General features: G+C 63.2%; 10 protein-coding genes, 3 pseudogenes and 2 other annotated features. Of the genes and pseudogenes, 1 reads left to right on the top strand and 12 read right to left on the bottom strand.

Translation table 11 applies throughout. The features are described from left to right. Positions 1-4 precede the first annotated feature (4 nt). The 10 genes and pseudogenes from ABF821_RS02185 to ABF821_RS02140 form a co-directional block, all read right to left on the bottom strand. Positions 5-1,087, bottom strand: coding sequence for a hybrid-cluster NAD(P)-dependent oxidoreductase (locus ABF821_RS02185; protein WP_259654505.1), 1,083 nt, complete (start codon positions 1,085-1,087; stop codon positions 5-7). Positions 1,088-1,115: 28 nt separating this feature from the next. Next, positions 1,116-2,372, bottom strand: coding sequence for an aromatic ring-hydroxylating oxygenase subunit alpha (locus ABF821_RS02180; RefSeq protein ID WP_183007927.1), 1,257 nt, complete (start codon positions 2,370-2,372; stop codon positions 1,116-1,118). 130 nt (positions 2,373-2,502) lie between these two features. Continuing rightward, on the bottom strand, positions 2,503-3,045 hold the full coding sequence (locus ABF821_RS02175) for a sarcosine oxidase subunit gamma (RefSeq protein WP_415528918.1): 543 nt from the start codon (positions 3,043-3,045) through the stop codon (positions 2,503-2,505). Further along, on the bottom strand, positions 3,038-6,046 hold the full coding sequence (locus ABF821_RS02170) for a sarcosine oxidase subunit alpha family protein (protein WP_415528917.1): 3,009 nt from the start codon (positions 6,044-6,046) through the stop codon (positions 3,038-3,040). The genes ABF821_RS02175 and ABF821_RS02170 overlap by 8 nt, the downstream gene beginning before the upstream one ends. Beyond that, on the bottom strand, positions 6,043-6,330 hold the full coding sequence (locus tag ABF821_RS02165; protein WP_182973912.1) for a sarcosine oxidase subunit delta: 288 nt from the start codon (positions 6,328-6,330) through the stop codon (positions 6,043-6,045). Before ABF821_RS02165 ends, ABF821_RS02170 begins: the two co-directional genes overlap by 4 nt. A gap of 24 nt (positions 6,331-6,354) precedes the next feature. After that, entirely contained in the window at positions 6,355-7,608 is a 1,254-nt protein-coding gene (locus ABF821_RS02160; RefSeq protein WP_415528916.1) for a sarcosine oxidase subunit beta family protein, read from the bottom strand. Between the two features lie 335 nt (positions 7,609-7,943). After that, positions 7,944-8,117, bottom strand: a pseudogene (locus tag ABF821_RS02155) (IS1380 family transposase); the annotation flags it as partial. Next, positions 8,105-8,458 (bottom strand): annotated as a pseudogene (locus ABF821_RS02150) (IS3 family transposase); the annotation flags it as partial. The pseudogenes ABF821_RS02155 and ABF821_RS02150, both read right to left, overlap by 13 nt. Then, positions 8,140-8,255 (bottom strand) — a sequence feature (AL1L pseudoknot). (Overlaps the previous pseudogene by 116 nt.) Before the next feature lie 143 nt (positions 8,459-8,601). Next, positions 8,602-9,855 carry an arsenic transporter gene (locus tag ABF821_RS02145; protein WP_415528915.1) on the bottom strand — a complete coding sequence of 418 codons (1,254 nt, stop codon included), beginning with the start codon at positions 9,853-9,855 and terminating at the stop codon, positions 8,602-8,604. Continuing rightward, positions 9,852-11,111, bottom strand: coding sequence for an MFS transporter (locus ABF821_RS02140; RefSeq protein WP_415528914.1), 1,260 nt, complete (start codon positions 11,109-11,111; stop codon positions 9,852-9,854). The genes ABF821_RS02145 and ABF821_RS02140 overlap by 4 nt, the downstream gene beginning before the upstream one ends. Positions 11,112-11,285: 174 nt before the next feature. Between ABF821_RS02140 and ABF821_RS02135 the strand changes: the two are divergent. Next, a pseudogene (locus ABF821_RS02135) lies at positions 11,286-11,716 on the top strand (transposase); the annotation flags it as partial. Continuing rightward, positions 11,567-11,683 (top strand) — a sequence feature (AL1L pseudoknot). Its footprint overlaps the pseudogene before it by 117 nt. A 357-nt stretch (positions 11,717-12,073) precedes the next feature. On the opposite strand, the gene ABF821_RS02130 reads toward ABF821_RS02135, so the two are convergent. Both ABF821_RS02130 and ABF821_RS02125 read right to left on the bottom strand, forming a co-directional pair. Further along, the gene (locus ABF821_RS02130; RefSeq protein ID WP_415528913.1) at positions 12,074-13,609 is read right to left on the bottom strand and encodes an efflux transporter outer membrane subunit; all 1,536 of its coding nucleotides are present in this window, start codon (positions 13,607-13,609) and stop codon (positions 12,074-12,076) included. Next, complete coding sequence (locus tag ABF821_RS02125) at positions 13,606-16,746, bottom strand: efflux RND transporter permease subunit (RefSeq protein ID WP_415528912.1); 3,141 nt, start codon at positions 16,744-16,746, stop codon at positions 13,606-13,608. Before ABF821_RS02125 ends, ABF821_RS02130 begins: the two co-directional genes overlap by 4 nt. Positions 16,747-16,752: the final 6 nt, after the last annotated feature.

Raw genomic sequence — 16,752 nt, 5'->3', positions numbered from 1 at the left:
CGGTCTAACGCTCGATCACAAGGTCGCTGGTGGGGCGCGCGCAGCAGATCAGGATCATGCCCTGATCGATCTCGCGCTGACGGATGCCGCCGTCATGCTGCATGTCCACAGTCCCCGACACCAGCTTGCACTTGCAGGTTCCGCACATGCCCTTGGCACAGGATGCCGGCAGGCGCATGCCCGCCGCCCGCGCGGCGGAAAGTACGAACGTGTCCGCGCCACATTCGATCTCGCGCCGGCTGCGCGTGAAACTGACCTTGTGCCGCGCCGCATCCAGCGCCTCGATCTGCGCTGGAATGTCGGGCTCCTCCGCCGCCAGCACGCCAAAATCGAAGCTCTCTTCGTGAAAATGCGCCATGTCCAGTCCGGCCTGCCCGACCAGGGCGCGAACCGATGCCCGGTATCCTTCCGGCCCACAAACGAAAACATGACGGTCGCTCAGGTCCGGCACCTCACGCGCCAGCAATGCGGCGTCGAGCCGACCCATCGCGCCCGGCCAGCGGTTCTGCGGCGTGTCGCGCTCGCAGATCGACCGCACGCGGAACGACGGCGCCTGCTCCGCCATCCACGCCAGTTCCCGCGCGAAGATCAGGTCTTCGGGCGAACGGGCGGAATGCAGAAACACCGCGTCCACATCGAAGCGCGTGTCGATCAGGTTCCGCGCCATCGACATCACCGGCGTGATCCCGCTTCCCGCCGAAAGAAAGAGATATTTCTCCGGCGCGGCATCACGGGGCGGGTCCAGCGTAAAATCGCCCATCGGGCCTAGCGCCGCGATGTCCATCCCCGGTCGCAGATGGTCGTGCAGCCAGTTGGAAACCGGCCCGCCGGGCACGCGCTTGACCGTGATCGCCACGGAATCCGGCCGGCTCGGCGACGAAGACAGGGTATAGCAGCGATGGATTTCCGCACCGTCGATCCTGACGGTAAACGTCATGAACTGACCGGGCGTGTAGCGGAACCGCCTGGGCTGGGCCGCCGTCAGGATAAAGGTCGCGACATCGTGGGTCTGCCGCCGCACGGCGCGGCAGACCAGCACGTCATCACTTTCGGGGTCCCAGAAGGGGGGCGGATCACGATCGCTCATCTGCATCCTGCACGCTGCGTTTCATCCATCAACCCAGATGCACCTTGAGACGCGCGCAGTACCACTCCATGAATTTCTCCACGAGTCCTTCGGTATGCGGCGAATAGGGGCCGGGGATATAGGCAGGGTCGCTCACCCCGCGCTGCGTCATTTCCACCAGATCGGCATCCTGCCGGTTGGTGGCGTTCCATACGCCGGTCAGGTTTTCCAGATCGTAATCCACACCCTCGACCGCGTTCTTGTGGACCAGCCATTTGGTACGCACCAGCGTGCGTCCTTCGTCAAGCGGAATGACCGAAAAGGTCACGACATGGTCGCCCATGAAATGGTGCCACGAATTGGGCTGGGTCCAGAAATGCAGGCCACCCGCCGCCTTGTCGCGCAGCGCGCCCAGCGGCAGCCGGCAGGCCGCCATCGTGTCCATCGTCTGGCTCTCGCCCGAACCGTCCAGCGGCAGCCGCTCGGTCCGGAAGCCGGTGGGCCTGTCCTCCAGATGCTCGATCAGGCGCGACGGCAATCCCCCCGCTTCCCACCGTTCATGCGATGTCCGGCGCAATGTCGCATAGCGTTCCGCCTGCTCCAGTTCCTCCGCGCCCAGTTCCTCGGGCGCGAAGCCGAAACCGTAGGCGAAGAGGGGAATGGTCAGTTCCGGGTGGTTGGGCATGCAATGGTAGCACTCGCGGTTATTCTCCAGCACGAGCTTCCAGTTGCCATATTCGATCAGGTCCGCCGTATGGGCGACGCGCGTGTTCTTCAGGTCATGCGGCGCCAGATAGGGCTCCATCTGGCCGATCACGTCGTCGATATCGTCCGGCGGATCGTCGGAGAGGCAGACGAACAGCAGCCCGGCCATCGAGCGCAGCGCGACGGGACGCAGCCCCAGGCACGCATGATCGAACCCTTCGCCCATATGTTCGGCGAATTTCAGCGTCCCATCCAGCCCATAGGTCCAGGCGTGATAAGGACAGACCAGATTCCCGACGATGGCCGGCCCCGGCGGCAGCAGGCGCGCGCCGCGATGGCGGCAGACATTATGGAAAGCCCGGATCTGCTCGTCGTCGCCCCGAACGATCACGACCGAGGATTTGCCGATCTCGACGGCCAGGGCGTCGCCGGCCTCCGGCACCTCGCATTCCACGGCCACATAAAGCCAGTGGCGATGGAAGATCGCGTCCATGTCCGCCGCGAAGACCTCAGGCGAGGTATAGAACGCGCTCTCCAGCGCATGCCGCGGTCGCCGGCGGGCGACCAGTTCGCGAATGGCGGCGATATCGTAGTTCGTCATGGCACAACGGTCTCCAGCGGAGGACGAGACGGATATATGGAGCAGACCCGGCCCGTTCGACGGGGCCTGGACGATGACGTTACGATATCGATATACTATGGCACCTTTCAATTCGCGCCATGAATTTCCGCTATATCGCCAGACTCGCAAAAGTGATGCCCCGCGCCACCTCGCGGATGCCGTTCTCGGCATAGGCGGCGAAGGACCGCCAGACCTCGATATGGAAACGATGCGGCGCCGTCCGCCAGAAAACGGCATCGGCCTTCTCCAGCACCGAGCGCGTGGCCATGCTGACGGGAAAGGCGTGTTCCGCGAAATCCAGCGGGCAGAGCCCCGACAGAATCCGCGCCGCCCACGGCCCTTCCAACGTCAGCGTCACATTGCGGTCGGAAACCCCGACCAGACTGTGCGGCACGGCACCCAGAGCCGCCTCGATCCCCGCCGGATCGTCGGCCTGCGGCAGAAGGAGCAGTTCGAACGGCCCCAGCCGCAGGGCCGTGCCGCCCGCCCCGGTGGCGGCACGCAGCAGCGCGGGCGCGTCGTCCAGCCCCAGCAGCCTGCCGGCCGCCTGAAGCGCGGGCGCCCGTCCCTGCAACACGTAACGCGGCGACTGGCGTTCACGGACCAGCGCGGTATCGGGGGCGATCATCCCCTCCGCCATCGACCTAGCCATTCACACGCACTCCTTCGGTATCATAGAAGACAGGGTTGACGATGCTCACCTTGATCGCGGCACCGTCGATCGCGGGCGCATACAGCGTCTCGCCCATGCGATCGCGCCCCCCCTTGACCATGGCGATGGCGATCGACCGGCCCAGTGCCGGACTGTAATAGGACGAGGTGACATGCCCGTCGGCCGACACCGGCGCCGGCGCTTCGGGCGCGCGCACAAGCTGCATGCCCTCCTCCAGCACCGTCCGCGGGTCGTCGGTCAGCAGGCCGACCATCTGCGGCCGGTCGGGGGCGTTCAGCGCCGGCAGGGCCAGGGCGCGCTTGCCGATGAAATCCGGCTTGGCCTTGCTGACCGCCCAGCCGCAGCCGACATCGCCGGGCGTCATGGTGCCGTCGGTTTCCTGCCCGACGATCAGGTAGCCCTTCTCGGCACGCAGCACATGCATCGCCTCGGTGCCGTACGGCGTCAGCCCGTGCGGGCTGCCCGCCGCCCAGATCCGCTCCCACACCGCACGCATCCGCCCGGACGGGACGTTGATCTCGAACCCCACCTCGCCGGTAAAGCTGACCCGGAACAGCCGCATCGGCACGCCGCCGATCGTCCCTTCCTTCAGCCCCATGTGCGGCAGCGCCTCGGCCGAGATGTCCATGCCGTCCACCAGCGGCGCCAGGATCTCGCGCGCCTTCGGTCCCTGAAGCGCGATGACGCCCCATTCCTCGGTGATCGAGGTCAGCCAGACATCCAGATCCGCCCATTCGGTCTGGAGATAATCCTCCATCATGTTCAGCACGCCGGCCGCGCCGCCGGTGGTCGTGGTGACATGGAACCGGTCGGCGGCGATCCGCCCGACCACCCCGTCGTCATAGACGAAGCCGTTATCGCGGCAGACCAGGCCATAGCGGCACTTGCCGACACCCAGCTTGGTCCAGGCATTGATATAGAAACGGTTCATGAACTCGGCGGCATCGGGGCCGACGACCTCGATCTTGCCCAGCGTCGAGGCATCGAAGATCCCCGCCGCCGTCCGGACCGCGCTGCATTCCCGCGTCACGGCGGCATGCATGTCCTCCCCGCCGCGCGGGAAATAGCGGGCGCGGCGCCACAACCCGACATCCTCGAACACCGCCCCCTGGGCGCGTGCCCAGCCATCGGCCGGCGCCAGCCGCAGCGGGTCGAACTGGTCGCCCCGCGCATGCGCGGCAAAGGCTCCGAACGTGACGGGCGTATAAGGCGGCCGAAACGTCGTCAGCCCCACCCGCTGCGGCGCGCGCCCCAGTTCCTTGGACGCGATTCCCAGCGCATTGACGTTCGAGCTCTTGCCCTGGTCCGTCGCCATGCCGGTGGTGGTGTAGCGCTTGATATGCTCGATGGACTGGAAGCCCTCGCGCACCGCCAGCTTCACGTCCTTGGCCGTCACATCGTTCTGGAAATCGACGAAGGCCAGCGCCAGGCTACCCAGGCCACGACGCGGCAGCGCACCCGCGAACCCGCCCGCTCCCGGCGCGTCGGCGTCCGTCACGCGCGGCGCCGGCCGCTCCGCATCCCCGCCGCCGGCCGCCTTCGCCGCCGCGAGGCCGGCCGCCGCGCCGTCATCCAGCACGTCCTGCAAGGCGAAGAGCCCACGGCACGATCCGGCGGAGCGCAGGCGCTCGACGGACCGATCCGGCAGATAGACACCCAGCACCTCGTCGAAACGCATCGTGCCGCGCGCCTGGCTGTGGATGTGCAGGCTCGGGGTAAAACCACCCGCCATCAGCACGCAGTCGCAGACGAAGCGCTGCCCCTTGCCGACGCGCCCGTTGTCCGCCACCGGCGCCAGTTCGACACTCCTGACCCGCAGGTTGCCGTTCGCCTTCTGAATGGTCGTGGACGGCAGGACGACGATGCCGCGCGCTTTCGCTTCCGCGACGACCGGCGCATCCGGGTTGGCGCGCAGATCGGCGATCGCGGCGATCCGCACCCCGGCTTCGGCCAGTTCGATGGCCACGCGATAGGCGGAATCGTCCGCCGTCACGATCACCGCGCACTTGCCGGGAAGCACGCCGTAGCGGTTGAGGTAGGTACGCGCCGCCGTCGCCAGCAGGATACCGGGCCGGTCATTGCCCTCGAACACCAGCGGCCGCTCCAGCGCACCCGCCGTAACCACCACTTCGGCCGCCCGCACCTGCCAGATCCGCTCGCGCGGCATCGCCGGATCGGGGGTCGCGAGATGCTCGGTCAGGCGCTGGTTGAGCGCCACCATATTGTGCGGCCCATAATTGAAGGCCGTGCAGCGGGTCATCACCTGCACGTTGGGCAGCGCCTTCAACTCGGCGCCGGCCTTGGCCACCCATTCGGCGGCGGAAAGCCCGTCGATCCGGCTATGGGCGTCGGACAGCAGGGTGCCGCCCAGCTCCGGCGTCTCGTCGCACAGGATGACGCGCGCGCCCGTCCGGCCCGCGGCCAGCGCCGCCGTCAGGCCCGCCGGGCCGCCGCCGATCACCAGCACGTCGCAATGGGCGTAGTGCAGCGCATAATGATCCGGGTCCGGCGCGGTCGCGACCTTGCCCAACCCCGCCGCGCGACGGATCACGGGCTCATAGACCTTGTCCCAGAACCCGCGCGGCCACATGAAGGTCTTGTAGTAGAACCCGGCGGGAAAGAGCGGTGCCAGCCACGTATTGATCGCACCGACATCGAAATTCAGGCGCGGCCCCCGGTTCTGGCTGACGGTCACCAGACCCTTGTGGATCTCGACCTGGGTCGCCCGCAGGTTGGGCGTATGCCGCGCCCCCTCGCCCACGCCGATCAGCGCGTTCGGCTCGTCGGACCCCGCCGAGATCGGACCGCGCGGCCGATGGTATTTGAACGACCGCCCCATGAGATGCTGGCCCTGGGCCAACAGGGCGGAGGCGACGGTATCGCCCTCATAGCCGCGAATGGTCCGGCCGTCGAAACGGAAGGAGACCGGGCGCGCGGTATCGACCCGCCCACGCCCGGACACGCGGAAAGCGCCGCTCATGCCGCTTCTCCCTCTTTGATATCGGGCCGTGGCGTGCCCATCTCGTAGGTTGTCAGGATCCGGTCCGTCCGTGTGTCGCGCAATGCGTTGAAGAAGCGCCCGCAACCATGGGAATGGCGCCAGCGCTCTGCCAGCACGCCCTTGGTATTGTCACGCAGATACAGGAATGCGGCCCATTCCTCCTCGGTCACGCCGGGGCCGGGGCGGGCGATATGCGCCTCGCCGCCATAAGCGAACTCGATCTCGGCACGCGGGCCGCAATAGGGACATGCGATCAGCAACATGATCTTTCTCCGTCTGGCGGCACGTCAGTGCGCGACCGCCGCCGCGGCGGCTTCGTCGATAAGGGTTCCTTCGCGAAAACGTTCTATCGTGAAGGGGGCGTTGATCGGATGCGGCTCGTCTCGCGCGATCGTCCAGGCGAACAGGTTCGCCGCACCCGGCGTCGCCTTGAAGCCGCCGGTGCCCCAACCGCAATTGACATACAGGCCCGGCACCGACGTCTTCGCCGTGATCGGCGACCGGTCGGGCGTGTTGTCGGTAATCCCGCCCCACGACCGCAGCATCCGCAAGCGGCGGAAATCCGGCACCAGTTCGCAGATCGCCTCCAGCGTATGGGCCGGAATATGCAGCCCCCCGCGCTGGGTGTACGAGACATAGGAATCGGTCCCGGCGCCGATCACCATCTCGCCCTTGTCGGACTGGCTGATATAGGCGTGGATGGTGTTGGACATCACCACGCAGGGAAAGGCCGGCTTCACCGGCTCGGACACCAGCGCCTGCAACGGGTTGACCTGCAACGGCAGACGGATGCCCGCCATCGCCATCACCACCGAGCTGTGACCCGCCGCCGAAACGCCCACCTTCCCGGCCCGGATCGCCCCCCGCGTGGTCTGCACCCCCGTCACGCGCCCGGACGCATCGCGGTCGATGCCCGTGACCTCGCAATTCTCGATGATGTCCACGCCGAGATCGCTGGCCGCGCGGGCATAACCCCAGGCCACCGCGTCATGCCGCGCCGTACCGGCACGACGCTGCAACGCGCCCCCCAGAACCGGATAGCGGATATTCGGCGAAATATTCAGCGGCGGACAGAATGCCTTGACCTGCTCGGGCGTTAGCCATTCATTGTCGATACCGTTCAGCCGGTTGGCATAGACATGCCGCTTGAACACCTGCACGTCATGAACGTTATGCGCGATCATCAGGCAGCCGCGCTGGCTGAACATGACATTATAGTTCAGTTCGTCCGACAGACCCTCCCACAGCTTCAGCGCATGCTCGTAGTAGGAGGAACTCTGCTCGAACAGATAGTTCGAGCGGATGATGGTCGTGTTGCGCGCGGTATTGCCACCGGCCAGCCATCCCCGCTCGACCACGGCGATGTTGCGCAGACCATGCTGCTTGGCCAGGTAGTAGGCCGCGCCAAGTCCATGGCCGCCTCCCCCGACGATGATGATGTCATAGCTCGGCTTCGGTGCCACCGAACGCCATTGGGGCTGCCACCCCAGATGACGCCCAAGCGCCTGACGGGCGAGCGAAAAGGCGGAAAATTTTTGCATAACGGCCTAAACTCACTTCCTCACCGGCTCAAGAACTGGTTTTGAAAATGAAAGAACCGCCAGCAAAAATCTTTTACGAAAATGACGCGACACTTGCATATTTGCGACATGACGCGCCTGTGTGTCGGTATGTCGGCTGGCCGTGAAGCCTCCCGGGTTTTCCCGGAGGCTCCTAACGTGCCGATCTCACAGAGAGGTATGAGCCTGGCTCTGTGGTCTGGATTGAATTCCCACTGACGGTCGAAATTGGTGATGCCCCCTGTTTTCCGGTTTTCCGGTCGAGCGAATGCGTCACCGCCGGATGAGGCGGTGTTTTTTGGGGGCGGCATGGCGATCCGGAACCGCCGGGCCGGCCTGCCGGTCATGCGGCTTTGGGCCTTGGCGGCCGCCAGTTCGCCCGTGATCTCCGCGACCAGCCGTGCATTGCGCGGCAGGCCGAACAGGAAATCGACACGGTTGGCCCCGCACCGGGCCATCAGGCTGTCGCGACAGAACCCGCCATACGCGCGGCATGTTCATGACAGGAGGATGGGGCCGATCGCCAGTTCGCGGCAGATCGGCTCGATACCCAACTCCTCACGATGGCCGTCGATGAACGACATCATCATTTCCCGCGGCGGTCGAGCCCCGCCATCGCAAAATACGCCGATCCCTCTCGCCGCCTGGCCCCATCGCGGCACCAGCGACGCAAAGTCTCCGCCGTGCAGCCAATCTTCGAGGCAATCGACCTCATCGCTGCCCACTCCGAGCCGTAGTCGGCGCGAGGCTCCCCAACCATACGGGGGCCGTGCCCCATACGGACCGCACGTTCCCGGACCTCAGGCGAAAATTTCTGGCTCATTGTGTTCATGATAGCTCCTGCTCACAGATAGGAGCCTCCGGGAAACCCGGGACGCTTCAATGTGTCTGACCGAAGAGGAGATTGAAACGCTCGTGTCCCTGCTCAGACATGTGCTTAAAAACGTTGATTCCATGGAATCATGAACGGAAACCTCATCCCATCAACAGTCGCGCACCGAGGGCGGTCAGCAGCGCCACAGGCATTGCAACGGCACCTATCTTGAGAAATTGCAGGAATCCGACATCCTCGCCGCCCCGGCGGATCACCTGAAGCCACAGGATTGTGGCCAGCGATCCCGTAACCGACAGGTTGGGGCCGAGATCGACGCCGATCAGGAGATTATCGACTACGAGACGCGGCGGATGCGCCTGTACCACGGCTTCGCTCGCGATCAACCCGGCTGGCAGATTGTTCATGAGGTTTGAGATAAACGCCAGAAGGGAACCGGAGCCGAGAGCGGCCGCTGTCGGATCAGACTGGGCCGCACGCTTAAGTATCTGCGCGATTTCCCCAATCAGTCCGGTGCTGTCGATGGCTTCGACCAGAACGAACAGCCCTGCCACGAGAGGCAGAACGCCCCATGAAATCTCCTTCACCAATGTTAATGGTGAGCGTCGTGCCAGCACGGATACTGCCAGAGCCGTTGCCACACCGGCCAGCGCGGTCGGCAGACCGAGGGGACGATCAAAAGCGGATATCGTCACGAGCAGGACGGCCGTCATCACGATCCCGGCAAGAGCGGCTCTTCCGCCCACGGTCAAGCGCATTGGCTCCACCTGAGATGCACACGCCTGCCTGAGATGTTTGCGCTCAATCAGACGGAGGACCAGATAGGTTGTCACGATGGCCATCAACGACGGCAGTGCGAACGATGCCATCCACGATCCCAAAGCCGGAAGCGCACCATCGTAGAGAACCAGATTAGCCGGATTGGAAACCGGCAGGACAAAGCTGGCCGCGTTGGCAATAAGCGCACAGGCAAACAGTAAAGGAAGAGGATCCGCTTTCGCCTTGGTTGCCACGGCAAGCACCGCAGGTGTCAGCACGACTGCCGTCGCATCATTGGACATGAATGTCGTCACGACGACACCAGCCAGATAGACCAGTGTGAACAGTCTGCGCGTTGAGCCCGCAGCATGATTGACTGCCGATGTCGCAATCCAGTCAAACAGACCGTTTGCCCGCGCCGTCTCACTGAGCAGCATCATGCCAGTCAGAAAGAGATAGACATCTCCCCCTTTCAGGATTCCTGCTCCAGCCATGGAAACTGGGATCAGACCCATCACGACAAGAAGTGCGGCTCCTGTTACAGCCCACACCCACTCGGCAATCCGAAATGGCCGGATAATGACTCCGGCCGTTGTCAGTGCTGCAATCGCCCAGATCGCCTCATGATGAAACATCATGCGTGTGCATGCTCCGCAGAACGTATGACCGATGCCGAGAAAATCCATAGTCCCAATGATGTAATTGCGAAACAACCAAGAGTGTAAAATGCGGTTGAATAGCCCAGTTCCTCGGCAAGCCATCCCCCCAACGCAGGTGAGAGACTTGCCCCGATGTCTTGTGCCGTCATGACGACACCCTGCCCCACATTGACCCGGCCTGTGCCATTAAGGAGCCGCGCCACCAGACCTGGCACGGCAACGCTCTGAAGCCCCGCGCCTATACCGTCCAGAAACTGTACGGGCCACACACCCCAGTGCTCGATAAACGTACCGGCAATCACGCCCCGGAGCGGCAGGGCAGCAAATGAAATCAGCAACACGATCCAATATCCACGGCTCGCCACAAAACGCATGGCCAAAAGACTGACGCCGATCATCACAGCCTGAGCCACCACCACAGTCATCGCCGTAAACATTGCGGGGTTCCCTTTCCCCGCGCTGACGACAGCCATACCGTAAAGCGGCAACATCGCAGCGTTGCCGAGATGAAAGAAGCAGAGACAGGCCGCGAGGATCAGAAGCGGTTTGTGCCGAAGAAACGACCTTATCCCTTCCGCCTTACCTTCAGCATGGCTCTTTCCATCTTCCAGCCCTCGCGCAGCCTGATGGTCGATAGATTTCTCAGGAATCAGGAGAACGGCCGCGATAGCCAGCAGACCAAATGTGACTTCAAGAAAGAAAATCGCGGGCAGGCCAAACGTCCAACCGAGCCAGCCAGACAATCCGGCCCCAACCATATTGCCCGCGTGGTTCCAGGCCTGATTCCGGCCAATCTGCGCGTTGAAACCTTTTTGGCGAACAATCCCGAGCGTCATTCCGGCCATCAAGGGGCCGATCCCCGCCCCGGCCAGCGCCGTGGCCATCTGGCTGATCGTTACGACAAGCGTCGATTGTGAATTCAGCAGGAGAAGAGAGGCTGAAATGGTGCAGAGTGCCGCAATAATGACCAACAGACGTTTTTTCGTTGTCTGGTCGATGAGCGCACCAACAGGGACGGTGGCGAGCATGCCGACAATGCCACCAGCCATCATGACGGATCCGATCGGCCCGGTCTGCCAGCCATGACGCTGAAGAAACACACCCAGGAAAGGACCAATCCCCGCCTGCACGTCAGCCATAAAGAAATTCAGGGCACATAATGAAAACAATGCCCGGTTTGACAGGATGCCTTGCGGCCCCTCTGTCTTCAGACCAGCCACACAAGCGTGCATCATAGGGCTCTTTTCACCAGATCGGAGAGCTTAACAACATAGCAAACAATAAGTTACAAGAACCCATTAAAAATACACAGCCATGCGATCCATTAAGATGCGACAGCAACGAAACATCATGTGAGCATGAAGCGTCCCGGGTTTCCCGGAGGCTCCTATCTGCGAGAAGGCGCTATCATGAACACGATGAGCCAGAAATTTTCGCCCGAGGTCCGGGAACGTGCGGTCCGTATGATTGGTGAGCATCGCGCCGACTACGGCTCGGAATGGGCTGCGATGACATCGATTGCGGCCAGGATTGGTTGCCCGGCGGAGACTTTGCGCCGCTGGTGCCGCGATGAGGCCAGGCGGCGAGAGGGGCCGGCTGGGCAAGCTGGTGACGAGCGGGTTCGGTTCAGGGCGCTTGAGCGCGAGGTCAAGGAATTGCGCCGCGCCAACGAGATCCTGCGCAAGGAATCGGCGTATTTTGCGATGGCGGAGTTCGACCGCCGCGGGAAATGATGATGGCGTTCATCGACGGCCATCGTGAGGACTTAGGGATCGAGCCGATCTGCCGCGAACTGGCGGTCGCCCCATCCTCCTATCATGAACATGCCGCCCGTATGGCCGGTAGCGTAGGGGCAGGCCCGTTTAGGTGGGAATCGACAGAAACGCCATTGCGGCCAACCTGATCTCACCGGATGGCTTAGCTCAGGCCCATCTGGCGATGCCAGTCTCGGCGGTCTCGCCCGTCACCGGCACCCATACCCCACACTCAGCCACGAGCATCCCCCCCATGCGCGACGGCTTTCAAGCCGGAACACTATGCTTTGATTTAATTGGATATTTTCCATACTATAGTGATTCATCCAGACTTCAATTCGGTTCCAGCCGGCCGAACGACGCGCCCCCGACCTATCAGGCAGGACCAAGCGCAGCGCGGCCATGCCTCTCGTCTCCATCGCGCCCCATGACGCAGCATGCCATCATCCTGCGTGGCGCACATCGGCAAACGGAGCGGCGCCCCCGTCGGCATTCTTCATACCCGGCCGGGCCGTATCGTCATGCCATCCCCCACCCAAGGCGCGGTAAACAGTGATCAGGTTCTGATACCGCGCCGCCTGCACTTCGATCCGGCTTCGCTGGGCGGCATAAAGCGTCCGCTCCGCGTCCAGAGTGGTCAGATAGGAATCCACCCCGGCGTCGAAGCGTGCCCGCGCCAGCCGGCAGGCATCGGCCCAGGACATGACCAGCGCATCAACCTGCCGCGACTGGTCCAGATACGTGGCACGCGCGGTCAGCGCGTCCGACACTTCATGGAACGCGGTCTGAACCGCCTTTTCATAAGCAGCCACACGCTGGTTCCGCATGGCGCGGGACGCCTGTAGATTTCCTTCGTTCTGCCCCCAGGTAAACAGAGGGATCTGTATCTGCGGGTTCAGGCCGAACGTCGTCCCGCCCCTCGTGAACAGATTATGGAACTGAAGGCTGGAAACACCATTCGAAGCCGTAAGGATCACACGCGGAAAGAAGGCGGCCCGCATCGCACCGATATCATCATTGGCCGCAAGCAGGGAAAACTCAGCCGCCTGAATATCGGGGCGCCGATCCAGCAGATCGGACGGAAGCCCCGCCGGCAGATCGGCCAGAAGCGTCTGTTGCCCGAACGGCGCCGGCGGGGGCAGATCCTTCGGCAACGGCGCGCCAACCAGCAGCGCGAGTTCATTTTCGTCCTGCGCGACCTGCCTCTGGAACTGCGCATAATCCGCCGCAGCCTGCTGGAACTGTCCTTCGACCTGCCGCAGGGTAAGTTGACTGGCCTCACCGCTGTCGAAGCTGGCGCGGGTCAGACGCAGCGTTTCGCCCCGCGATGCCATGGTTTGCCCCGTTATTTTCAGCTCTTCGCCGTGCGCAAGCCAGGCAACATAGGTAGTGGCCACCTGTGCGATCACACTGATCAGCAAAGTGCGCTGGTTGGCGGACTGGCTCAGGGCGCGATCCGCCGCCTCGCGCGAAAGACTGCGGATACGACCGAAAAAATCGACCTCATACGCGGAGAAACCGATATCGGCCTGATAATATTTGAAAACATTGCCGTTCGCATAGGCGGAATTGCCCCGCCCCTGCTGCAAGCCCGGCGCAAAGCTCAGCCCCGCATTGTCCGATGGCGCCTGATAGAGCGCCTGCCCCGTCGCCCCGATCTGCGGGAACAGCGACGCATTCTGCACACGATACTGCCCCTGCGCCTGCACCACGGCAGAGGCCGCCGATCGCAGATCGCGGTTTTCCCGGATAGCGAGGGCGATCAACGCCCTGAGCCGCCGATCGACGAAAAAATCGCGCCATCCCAGATCGGCGGCGGCGGTTTCGACAAAAGTCGACGCCCCGGCATGATACGCCGCCCCCTGCGGCCAGATGGCGGAGACCGGCAGCGCCGGTCGATGGTAATCGGGTATCAGCGTACATCCCGACAGCGCCGCGAACAGCAGCGGACCAAACCTGCGCATAAGATACCCCGTCATGAACCCAGGTTTCCCGCACGGGACAGTTCCACGCGATCCTTCCGCCGACGAACCCGGAAAACCCGAAGCACGAGCACGAAGAACACGGGAACGAAATAGATCGCCAGCACGGTCGCCGACATCATGCCGCCGACGACGGCGGTACCGATCGCAGTCCGCGCCCCCGACCCGGCCCCGGTTGCGATCGCCAGTGGAAACACACCGCATACGAACGCGATCGACGTCATCAGGATCGGTCTCAGACGTTCGCATGCGGCCTTGATCACCGCATCCGCAAGCGCGTCGCCGGCCTCGAAGAAAGCCTTGGCGAATTCAACGATGAGAATGGCATTTTTCACAGTCAGTCCCACGGTGGTCAGCAGGCCCACCTGGAAATAGACATCGTTGGCCAGTCCGCGCCACAACGTGGCCGTCAGCGCCCCCAGCACACCCAGCGGAATCACCAGCATCACCGCGAAGGGCACCGCCCAGCTTTCATACAGCCCGGCCAGACAAAGCAGAATCACCGTTGCCGCCAGCGCATAAAGCGGCCCGGTCGCGCTGCTTGAGCGCATCTGCTCGAACGACAGGCCCGTCCATTCGTACCCGATGCCGGGCGGCAACCTGTCCATGATCTCCCGAATGGCCGCCATGGCTGCGCCGCTGCTATAGCCAGGGGCCGGCTGGCCAAGGATTTCATATGAATTCAGTCCGTTATAATTCTCGACCTTCTGCGGGCCGAAGGTCCAGTGACCTTTCGCGATCACATCGAAGGGGACCAGCCCGTTCGCGGCGTTGCGCAGATACCATTTGCCGAGATCCTCGGCCAACCGGCGTCCATCGGCCTCGCCCTGAATGTAAACCTGCTTCACCCGATCGTTGCGCATGAACTGATTGACGTAGATCGACCCCAGCGCCCCTTCGATCGTCGTATTGATTTCGGCATTGGTCACACCCAGCGCATTCGCCTTTTCGCGGTCGATCTCCAGCTTGTATTGCGGCGCGTCCTCCAGACCGTTCGAACGCACGGCCGCCAGACGCGGGTCCCTGGCCGCCGCCATCAGGATCTGGTCGCGGGCGGCCAGCAGCTTCTCATGACCGAGATGCCCGCGATCCTCCAGTTCAAGATCGAAACCGGTCGCGTTGCCCAACTCCAGCACCGCCGGCGGGTTGATGGCGAAAATCTCGGCGTCCCGGTCCGTCTCGAAATGCGTCATGATCCGCATCGCGATCGCGGCCGACGACCGCTCAGCGCCCTGCCGGATGCTCCAGTCCTTCAGACGGATGAAGAAAGCGCCCGCATTCTGCCCCTCGCCCGCGAAATTGAATCCATTCGTCGCGAAGACCGACACCACGTTTTCACGTTCGCTCCGAAGGATATAATCGCCAACCCGGCGATTGACCGCCGCCGTCTGCTCCTCCGTAGCCCCCGGAGGCAGCGTCACCTGACCGAAGAGCAACCCCTGATCCTCGTCCGGAAGAAACCCTTCCGGAAGCCGGATGAACAGGAAGACGACCAGACCGACCAGCAGACCATATATCACCAGCGACGCCCCACCGCGCCGCAGCATCCATCCGGCACTCGCCCGGTACCCATCGGTCATTCGGCCAAAGGCGCGGTTGAACCGCCCCGCCAGCCCGGTTGTCCTCTGATGCATGTCCGGTTTCAGCATCGTCGCACACAAGGCAGGCGTCATGATCATCGCCACCAGCACCGACAGCCACATGGCGGCGACGATGGTGATCGAGAACTGGCGATAGATCACGCCGATCGAACCGCCAAAGGCCGCCATCGGCAGAAACACCGCCGTCAGCACCAGCACGATGCCAACCAGCGCGCCCGAAATCTCGTCCATCGAGACCCGCACCGCCTCCCGTGGCGGCAGCTTCCTTTCCGCCATGACCCGCTCGACATTCTCGACGACCACGATGGCATCATCGACCAGCAGCCCCACCGCCAGCACCATGGCCAGCATGGTCAGCGTATTGATCGAAAACCCCAGAGCCGCGAGAATGCCGAACGTCCCCATCAGCACGACGGGCACGGCGATGGTCGGAATCAGCGTCGCACGGAAATTCTGGATAAAGATCAGCATCACAACGAAGACCAGCGCGATAGCCTCGGCCAGCGTGATCACGACCTCCTTGATCGACAGCACGATGAAGGGCTCGGTATCCAGCGGATAGATGGCCTGTAGACCCGGCGGAAAGAATTTCTCGAGGTTCTTCATCTCCGCGCGCACGGAAGCTTCCGTGGTCAACTGGTTTGCTCCGGGCGCCAGCTTCAGTGCCAGACCGACCGTCGGCTGGTTGTTGTAGAAGGAGGTCACGTTATAGCTCTGCGGCCCCAGTTCGATCCGCGCCACGTCCTTCAGACGAACCTGCGAGCCGCCGCGTTCGACACGCAGCATGATGTCCCCGAACGCCTCGGGCGAGGTCAGCCGGGTCGGACCGATGATGGTGGCGTCTATGCGCGTGCCCGGCCTGGCCGGCAGCCCCCCGATCTCGCCGGAGGAGACCTGCACGTTCTGATCCATCAGCGCGGCCCGCACGTCACCGATCGTCAGCCCGTATTTATAGAGCTTCCCAGGGTCCATCCAGATCCGCATGGCATATTCCGAGCCGAACAGCGTATGGTCGCCGACACCGGACACACGACTGATCGCATCCGACACGTTCGATGCCACGTAATCGGCGATGTCGAAGCCCGACATGCTGCCGTCCCTGGAAATGAACGCCAGCACCATCATGAAGTCCTTGACCGCCTTCGTGACCGTCAGACCCTGCGCCGTCACGGCAATCGGCAGGCGCGGCAGCACGAGTTGCAGCCTGTTCTGCGCCTGAACCTGGGCGATATCCGGATCGGTCCCCTGCGCGAAGGTCAGGTCGATTTCCATCTGCCCGCTGGCATAGGATTGCGAGGACACGTACACCAGATGATCGAGCCCGAACATCTGCTGCAGGATCGGCCGCACCACGGTATTGTTCACCGTCTCGGCGGAAGCGCCCGGATACATCACACTGATCGCGATCTGCGGCGCGGCGATTGACGGATACTGGGCAACCGGCAGGCGAAAAAGGGAAATCCCGCCCAACAATATGACAATCAGCCCCACCACCCAGGCAAGAACCGGCCGATCGATAAAAAATCGAGACATAATCTG

It is taken from the genome of Gluconacetobacter sp. (assembly GCF_047721585.1).
In the GTDB taxonomy this organism is placed as follows: domain Bacteria; phylum Pseudomonadota; class Alphaproteobacteria; order Acetobacterales; family Acetobacteraceae; genus Gluconacetobacter; species Gluconacetobacter dulcium.
Note: the sequence above shows the minus strand (reverse complement) of the source record. Positions and strands in the feature narration are given on the sequence as shown.

Excerpts from the sequence above, each read along its gene's own strand:
- ABF821_RS02185 (WP_259654505.1), bottom strand. The coding sequence starts at position 1,087 with ATGAGCGATCGTGATCCGCCCCCCTTCTGGGACCCCGAAAGTGATGAC.
- ABF821_RS02180 (WP_183007927.1), bottom strand. The coding sequence starts at position 2,372 with ATGACGAACTACGATATCGCCGCCATTCGCGAACTGGTCGCCCGCCGG.
- ABF821_RS02175 (WP_415528918.1), bottom strand. The coding sequence starts at position 3,045 with ATGGCTAGGTCGATGGCGGAGGGGATGATCGCCCCCGATACCGCGCTG.
- ABF821_RS02170 (WP_415528917.1), bottom strand. The coding sequence starts at position 6,046 with ATGAGCGGCGCTTTCCGCGTGTCCGGGCGTGGGCGGGTCGATACCGCG.
- ABF821_RS02165 (WP_182973912.1), bottom strand. The coding sequence starts at position 6,330 with ATGTTGCTGATCGCATGTCCCTATTGCGGCCCGCGTGCCGAGATCGAG.
- ABF821_RS02160 (WP_415528916.1), bottom strand. The coding sequence starts at position 7,608 with ATGCAAAAATTTTCCGCCTTTTCGCTCGCCCGTCAGGCGCTTGGGCGT.
- ABF821_RS02145 (WP_415528915.1), bottom strand. The coding sequence starts at position 9,855 with ATGATGTTTCATCATGAGGCGATCTGGGCGATTGCAGCACTGACAACG.
- ABF821_RS02140 (WP_415528914.1), bottom strand. The coding sequence starts at position 11,111 with ATGATGCACGCTTGTGTGGCTGGTCTGAAGACAGAGGGGCCGCAAGGC.
- ABF821_RS02130 (WP_415528913.1), bottom strand. The coding sequence starts at position 13,609 with ATGACGGGGTATCTTATGCGCAGGTTTGGTCCGCTGCTGTTCGCGGCG.
- ABF821_RS02125 (WP_415528912.1), bottom strand. The coding sequence starts at position 16,746 with ATGTCTCGATTTTTTATCGATCGGCCGGTTCTTGCCTGGGTGGTGGGG.